The sequence below is a fragment of the Rubrivirga litoralis genome, assembly GCF_031846415.1.
GTDB lineage: Bacteria > Bacteroidota > Rhodothermia > Rhodothermales > Rubricoccaceae > Rubrivirga > Rubrivirga litoralis.
The window spans coordinates 22,840-30,551 of record NZ_JAVRHT010000041.1; the positions used below are offsets into that span (position 1 = coordinate 22,840).

Consider the following 7,712-nt stretch of genomic DNA (forward strand, 5'->3'; position numbering starts at 1 on the left):
CCCCGCCCATGCCCCCCGCCCCGCTCTACATCGGCCTCGACGCCGGCGGCACGAAAACGGCTGCGCTCGCCGCCGCGGGCGGCGAGCCCCAGCGGTTCGACGGCCCCGGCGCGCAGCTCCTCCGCGACGGCGTCGAGGCGACGGCGTCGACGCTCGTGGCGCTCGTCGAGGAGGCGCGGCGGGCCTTCCGCGGAGCGCCGCTCGGAGGCGTCGCCGTCGGGCTGGCCGGGGCGGGGCGGATCGGGGCGCAGGAGGCGGTCGCGGCCGCGCTCCGCCCCCGACTCGACGGCGCCGCCGTCGCGGTGACGCACGACGGCGACGTGGCCTACCGGGCTGCCTGGGGCGACGAGAGCGGCCTGCTCGCGCTCGTGGGCACGGGCTCGTTTCTGGCCGCGCGGACCGAGGCCGGCGAGACCCTCCGCGCCGGGGGCTGGGGCGCCCTGCTGGGCGACGACGGGGGCGGGGCGGCGCTCGGCCGGGCCGCGCTCCGGGCCGTCCTGGCGGCCCTCGACGGCGGACCGCCGACGGCGCTCGTCGACCGCGCGGCGGCCGACGGACTGGGCACGCTCGACGACGTGGTCGGGGCGATCTACGTCGACAAGCGGCCGCTGGCCTCGTTCGCCGGCCTCCTGCTGGCCGCCGCCGAGGGCGGCGACTGGACGGCCGAGGCGCTCCTCGCGCGCGAGACGAACGCGCTCGCGCAGCAGGCGGGGTGGCTCGCCACGCGCGCCGGCGACTCGGTCGCGCAGCGCGTGGCGATGTCGGGCGGGCTGGCGCGCGAGGCCGTCTACCGCGCCTCGCTCGAAAGCGCCCTCGGACGGCACCTCCCCGGGTGGACCGTCTCGCACGCCGACGTGGCGCCCGCCGAGGGCGCACTCCAGCTCGCGCGCACGCTGGCGCCGTAGGACGTCGCTCGTGGGCGCAAGACGGACAAGAGCGGAGGCCGCCGGCCCCTACGCCGCCCCGCCCCGCCCCTTCTTCTCCGGCCACACGCACAGGTCGTAGACCGGGCACCGCCCGCAGGCCGGGTTCCGCCAGAAGCAGCACTTCTGGCCGTGGAGCATGAGCGCCTCGTGGTCGTCGTAGACCGTCTGCGCGTCCCAGTCGAGCGGGAGCAGCGCGGCGAGCGCGTCGTGCGACGGGCCGACGGCCATCGTCGGCGGGATGAGCCCGAGCCGCTGGGCGACCCGGTGGTGGTGGCTGTCGACCGGCAGGGCGGGGCGGCGGAGCGTGCTGAACAGGAGGACGGCCGCGCTCGTCTTGGGGCCGACGCCCTTAAACGCCTGGAGCCACCGCCGCGCCCGGTCGACCGGCCAGTCGGCGAGCACGTCGAGCGAGAGGCCGTCGGTCTCAGGGGCGTCGGTGATGGCGCGGAGCACGGCCTGCACGCGGGGCGCCTTCTGCTCGGGCCACGTGCACGGCGCGAGCGCCTCCTTGACCTCGTCCGTCGGCGCGTCGCGGACGGCCTCCCACGTCGGGAAGCGCTCGCGGAGCTGCGTGTAGGCCCGCCCGCTGTCGGCGTTCTTCGTCCGGTGCGAGAGGAGCGCGGACACGAGCTCGGAGAGCGGGTCCTTGGTCGAGAAAAAGTCGATGGGGCACCCGTACGCCTCACACAGCCGGTCGTGCACGACGAGCGCCTTCTCGTGCAGGGCGACCGCCGCCGGGTCGGGCGGGGCGGCCGCCGCCGGATCGGGCGGGGCGGGCGCGTCGTCGGAGAACAGGTCCATGCCGTGCCACCCCGCCCGGCCGCCGAGGTTCGCGCGGCGGGCGGGGCGGGTAGCTTTTGGGGAAGCCCCCGACTCCGCCCCGCCCCGCGAGGCCGGCCCTGCTAGATCCACTCTCCGCGCCATGCCCGACCGCCCCGCCCCCTCGGAGTCCTCCCCGACCGTCCGCCGCGTGCCGGCCGCCGTCGTCCGCCCGCTGCGCACGGCAATCCTCCGCCCGACGTGGACCGACCGCCTCGCCACCTACCCCGAGGACGACGACCCGGGCACGGTCCACGTGGCCGCGTACGACGGCGAGGCTGTGGGCGGGGTGGGGACGATCTACGCCGAGGCTCCGCCGGACGCGCACCGCGGCGAGATTCCACCGGCCGCCTACGCGCCCGGTGCGGCATGGCGCCTCCGCGGCATGGCGACCTCCGACGCCGCGCGCGGATCCGGCCTCGGCCGCGCCGTTCTCCAAGAGTGCTTCGCCGCCGTCCGCAACGGGGACGGCCGGTTCCTGTGGTGCAACGCGCGCCTCGGCGCCGTCCCGTTCTATGAGCGGCTGGGGATGCGCGCCGTCGGGCCGGAGTTCGACATCCCGGGCATCGGCCCGCACTACGTGATGTGGGGCGGGGTGAGCGGGTAGGGTTCAGGGTTCAGCAAAGATGATGGCCGCCCCGCCCGCGATGCCAAGGGCGGGGCGGGGTGGTTGTCCCCGCGTTGTCCACCGCCCCGCCCGAACCAGACAACCTCGAACCCACCCGCCCCGCCCTGCCGCACCCCGACGTGCGCCGGAACCGCTTTCGACTAGCTTGGCCGCCCCGAGGGCTCTCCCCCGCCGCCATGAAGATCCCGTCGCTCGTCCTCCGCCAGCTGTACACGAACGGGAGCCTGACGCCGACGGCCGACGGCGTCGCGTTCCGCCTCAAGAACCGGCTGACCGACGCCAAGCTCACCGCGCTCCAGAGCGTGACGGTCGACGGCCGCGAGGTCGGGGCGGACGACCTCACGCTGTCGCTCGACGGCGGCGAGACGCTCCGGGCGTCCGAGGTCTCGTCGACGAGCCCCGTCGACTTCCCGCTCCGGCGCGTGGTCACGGTCGGCGTGCCTGGGATCGAGGCCGGCGAGGGCGTCCACGAGATCCGGCTGCGGTTCGCGATCGACGGCATGGGCGACCTGAAGTTCAAGGTCAAGGACTCGGTCCAGCCCGAGCGGCCCGGCCGCGTGACGGTCCCCCGCGATGACGCCGACGACTACTCGGACGAGGCGATCGGGGCGCGGCGGCGGTTCGTCGAGGGCTACACGGCGTGCGCGCTCGACCACGTATCGAGCTACTCGTTCGACGCGCGCTCGGTGGCCGGCAACGTCGAGTCGTTCGTGGGCGTGGCCCAGGTCCCGATCGGCGTGGCCGGCCCGCTCCGCGTGAACGGCGAGCACGCCGAGGGCGAGTTCCTGGTCCCGCTCGCCACGGCCGAGGGCACGCTCGTGGCCAGCTACAACCGCGGCATGAAGGTGCTGAACCTCTCGGGCGGCGTCAAGTGCACGGTCTCCGACGACGCCATGCAGCGGGCGCCCGTCTTCATCTTCGAGGACGCCCGCGGCGCCCGCGACTTCAAGGCGTGGCTGGACGAGCACGTCGACGAGATCGCGGCCCAGGCCGAGTCGACGACCTCGCGCGGGAAGCTCCAGTACATCGACACCTACCTCTCGAACCACTTCGCGTTCTGCCGCTTCAACTTCTCGACGGGCGACGCGGCCGGGCAGAACATGGTCGGCCGGGCCACCTTCGCCGCGTGCTCGTGGATCCTGGAGCACAACGACACGATCCGGCGCTTCTACCTGGAGTCCAACTTCGCGACCGACAAAAAGGCGTCGATGGTCAACATCATGAAGACGCGCGGCAAGCGGGTCACGGCCGAGTGCAAGATCTCGGGCGAGGTGCTCCGCGAGGTCATGCGCGTCGAGCCCAAGGGGCTGGCCTACCACTGGGGCGTGGCCGCCGGGATCGGCTCCGTGCTCTCGGGCGCCAACAACAACGGGCTCCACAGTCCGAACGGGATCACGGCGCTCTTCATCGCGACCGGCCAGGACGTCGCCAACGTGTCTGAGTCGTCGGCCGCCATCCTCTACGCCGAGCACACGGACGACGACGACCTCTACATGTCGATTACGATCCCGTCGCTCATCGTAGCCACCTACGGCGGCGGCACCGGCCTGGCGACGCAGCGCGAGTGCCTCGACATGCTCGGGTGCTACGGCGAGGGCAAGGTGCGCAAGCTGGCCGAGATCGTGGCCGGCGTGGTGCTGGCCGGCGAGATCAGCCTGGCGAGCGCGATCTCGTCGAACGACTGGGTCTCCAGCCACGAGCAGTACGGGCGGAATCGGTAGGGCAGCGGGCAGAAGATCCGCCACCCCGCCCGCGCCATGGGCGGGGCGATGCCGTAGGGGCGACCGGCGGTCGCCCGTGGGCGGGCACGACGCGCGAGGGCGGGGCGGATCCGTAGGGACACCACGCGTGGTGTTCGCACGGAGCACGACACACCGCCCCGCCCAAGCGGTCGTGGCCGGGCAGGGCGGGGCGGCAATCGTAGCGGCGTGCAACGCCGTCGGGCCGCGGCGTGCGGTCCCGCCCCGCCCCCGCGGTCCCGCCCCGCCCGCACGTGGCGCGCGGAGCCCCCGGGCGGGGCGGCGGTACACTGTCCGCCATGCCGGACCCGCCCGACCGCCCCACCCCGCTCCCCGACGACCCCGCCCCGGTGGGCGAGGGCGCCGCGCCGCGCCGCCCGGGCGCCGGCGACGGGGCGGGCGGGGCGGAAGGACGCGACCTCGTGCCCGTCTCCGACATCGGCCCCGGCACGCACTCGCCCGACGCGGCCGCCGACGGTCCCGAGCCGGCCGAAGCCTATGACGGCGTCGGCACGAACGACCGCGCCGACGCGCCGTCGCTGACCGAGGCCGAACGCGACCGCGCCGCCGAGGGCGACGCCCGCCCGGCCGGACCGGGTGGCGACACGCCCGCCGCCACGCGCCACGCCCAGGCCGCGCCCGGCCCCGTCCGCGCCGCGCCCACCGCCCCGCCCGGGCGGGCGGGCGGGGCGGAAAGCGAGCGGGCGGTCGCCGCCGACCTCACGCGCCGCGCCCGGGCACGGCGCGAGGCGCTCGACCCCGACACGGCCGTGGCCCGCGAGGCCGGGTTCGAGGTCATGGACGTGAGCGGCGAGCCGCCGTCGCTCGTCCGCCGCTACTTCACGACGCTCCGCCACGCGCTCGGGCTCGTCTACGGGAGCGCCGTGGCCGTGGCCCGCGACCGCGAGCAGTTCTCGTGGGTGCGCGGGCTGCCGCTGTTCCTCATCAAGATCGCGGCGTTCTTCGTCCGCCCGCTCGTCCGGCGCGACCTCCGCGGGCTCCCGCTCGAGGTCCAGCTCCGGCGGCGGCTCGAGCTGCTCGGGCCGACGTACATCAAGCTGGGCCAGGTGCTTGCGCTCCGCGAGGACCTCCTGCCGCGGTTCGTGACCGAGGAGCTGAACAACCTGCTCGACCGGCTCCCGGTCATGCCGTTCCCCGAGTACCTCGACCGCGTGGCGAAGGGGCTCGGGCGGCCGGTCGACGAAATGTTCGCGCACATCGACCCGAAGCCCTTGGGGAGCGCGTCGATCGGCCAGATCCACCCCGCCCGGACGGTCGGCGGCGACGACGTGATTCTGAAGGTGGTCAAGCCGCACATCTACGTGATCCTCAAGCGGGACGCGCGGCTGCTGGGCTTTTTCGGCTCGTTCCTCCAGGTGTTCTTTGCGCGCTACCAGCCCAAGAAGGTGCTCGACGAGTTCGCCGAGTACACGCTCCGCGAGGTCGACCTGCGGCGCGAGGCCGACAACGCCGAGCAGTTCGCGATCAACTTCGCCGACGTCCCGGGCGTCCGCTTCCCGACGATCTACCGCGAGTACTCGTCGCGGCTCGTGCTCACGATGGAGCGGTTCCGCGGGCTCCGCCCGGACTCGCCCGCCGCCCACGCGCTCCCGCTCGCGGCCCGCGAGGAGCTCGTGGACCTGGGCGCGCTGAGCATCATCCGCATGCTCTACCAGGACGGCTTCTTCCACGCCGACCTCCACCCGGGCAACATGTTCTTGCTCGACACCGAGCCCGACCCCGAGACCGGCGAGGTCCACCCCGAGATCGGCTTTATCGACCTCGGCATGGTCGGCTACTTCGACGGCGACCTCCGGCGGACGCTTTTGTACTACTACTTCTCGCTCGTGACCGGCGACGCCGAGAACGCGGCGCGCTACCTCGCCGCCGTGTCCGAGGCGGGCAAAAAGGCGGACCCTCGCGGGTTCCAGCGGGCGGTCGCCGAGCTGTGCCGGCGGTTCTACCGGGCGCAGCGGTACGGCGAGGTCAACGTGGGCCAGCTCATCCTGGAGTCGGTCGGGCTGGCGGGCCAGTACCGGATGTACTTCCCGGTCGAGATGGTGCTGATGACGAAGGCGCTGGTCACGTTCGAGGGCGTGGGCCAGACGCTCCTGCCCGGGTTCGACGTGGCCGAGGTGAGCCGGAAGCACGTCAACAGCCTGTTCCGCAGCCAGTTCAACCCGGTCGCGCTCCTCAAGGAGAGCTTCCGCGGCGCGCCCGAGCTCGTCGACCTCATCGTGAAGAGCCCGACGCTGATGTCCGAGGGCATCCGCTTTGTCGAGACCCGGATGCGGGCGCCGGCCACGTCGCCCTTGGCCGGCCTGCGAACAGCGCTCCTGTCGGGCGCCAGCCTGGTCTCGGGCGTCATCGCCGTGACGGCGGGCGGCCCGTGGTTCCTGTGGGGACCGCTGTTCGCGCTCGCGGCCGCCTTCGCGCTCAAGCGGTCGTAGAGCGGGAAGCGGGAAGCGGGAAGCGGGAAGCGGGAAGCGGGAAGCGGGAAGCGGGAAGCGGGAAGATGGCCGCCCCGCCCCCGCGCGTGGGCGGGGTGGCGAAGGGAAAACGGCCTCGGCGGGCGGGGCGGGGAGCCCTCTCCCCCACCCCGCCCGGCCCTCACGCGGGGCGGGGCGGCGGGTCGTCGAGCCGGTCGAGCGGGCTCTGCACGCGCAGCCCCGTGTGGCCGACGACGTGGAGGTAGACCTGGGTCGTGGCCAGCTTGGCGTGCCCGAGGAGGTGCTGCACGGTGCGGACGTCGACGCCGTCCTCGAGGAGGTGGGTCGCGAACGAGTGCCGGAGGGTGTGGCAGGAGGCCCGCTTCGGGATGCCCGCGGCCCGGACCGCCGTGCGAACCGCCTTCTGGACCGACGACGGCGCCCGGTGGTGGCGGTGGATCCGCCCAGTCCGCGGGTCGGCGGAGAGCCGGGCGGCGGGAAACAGGAACTGCCACTCGGGCCGGCGGCCGGCGCCCCGGTACTTCCGCTCCAGGGCGTGGGGCAGGACGGCCTCCCCGCCCCCGTCGGCGAGGTCGGCCTGGTGGAGCCGGCGCGCGCGGTCGGCCTGGGCCGCGAGCGGGGCCACGAGCGACCGCGGGAGGATCGCGACCCGGTCCTTCGCCCCCTTCCCCTCCCGCACGGTGATCTGGTGACGGTCGAGGTCGAGGTCCTGGAGGCGAAGCCGGAGGGCGCCGGAGAGGCGGAGGCCGGAGCCGTAGAGGAGCGAGGCGACCGTGCGGTCCACCCCGCTCATCCGGCCGAGGACGTCGAGGACCTCCTGCCTCGTGAGCACGACGGGGAGCTTCGGGGGCTTCCGCACGCGGACCAGCCCGCCCATCGTGCCCAGAGGTCGGCCGAGGACGGCGTCGTAGAGGAAGAGGAGCGCGGAGAGCGCGAGCGTCTGGGTGCTGGCGGCGACGTCCCGCTCGACGGCGAGATGGTTGAGGAACGCCTGCACCTCGGGCTCGGCCATCTGGGCGGGGTGGCGGAGGTCGTGGAACCGGGCGTAGCGCTTGATCCAGTAGACGTAGGTCTGCTCCGTGCGGAGGCTCATCTGCCGCGACCGGAGAGCGGCGCGGGTGGCGTCGAGGAGCTCGGACATAGCGGGGCG

The 7,712-nt window shown here is 74.3% G+C and carries 6 protein-coding genes; 4 read left to right on the forward strand and 2 right to left on the reverse strand.

Annotated elements, in window-relative coordinates:
* Positions 1 to 8 precede the first annotated feature (8 nt).
* Positions 9 to 905, forward strand: a complete 897-nt coding sequence (locus RM540_RS14125) for a BadF/BadG/BcrA/BcrD ATPase family protein (protein WP_311665235.1) — start codon at positions 9 to 11, stop codon at positions 903 to 905.
* Positions 906 to 953: 48 nt separating this feature from the next.
* On the opposite strand, the gene RM540_RS14130 is transcribed toward RM540_RS14125, so the two are convergent.
* Complete coding sequence (locus RM540_RS14130) at positions 954 to 1,727, reverse strand: endonuclease III domain-containing protein (protein WP_311665237.1); 774 nt, start codon at positions 1,725 to 1,727, stop codon at positions 954 to 956.
* Between the two features lie 121 nt (positions 1,728 to 1,848).
* Between RM540_RS14130 and RM540_RS14135 the strand changes: the two genes are divergently transcribed.
* From RM540_RS14135 to RM540_RS14145, 3 genes are all read left to right on the forward strand, one after another.
* Positions 1,849 to 2,352: a GNAT family N-acetyltransferase gene (locus tag RM540_RS14135; protein WP_311665239.1), complete on the forward strand. Its 504-nt coding sequence runs from the start codon at positions 1,849 to 1,851 to the stop codon at positions 2,350 to 2,352.
* A gap of 197 nt (positions 2,353 to 2,549) precedes the next feature.
* Entirely contained in the window at positions 2,550 to 4,094 is a 1,545-nt protein-coding gene (locus RM540_RS14140) for a hydroxymethylglutaryl-CoA reductase (protein WP_311665241.1), read from the forward strand.
* Positions 4,095 to 4,411: 317 nt separating this feature from the next.
* Positions 4,412 to 6,562, forward strand: coding sequence for an ABC1 kinase family protein (locus tag RM540_RS14145; protein WP_311665243.1), 2,151 nt, complete (start codon positions 4,412 to 4,414; stop codon positions 6,560 to 6,562).
* Positions 6,563 to 6,722: 160 nt separating this feature from the next.
* Here the strand turns inward: RM540_RS14145 and RM540_RS14150 are convergent.
* On the reverse strand, positions 6,723 to 7,712 hold a 990-nt coding region (locus tag RM540_RS14150), incomplete at its 5' end, for an integron integrase (RefSeq protein WP_311665245.1).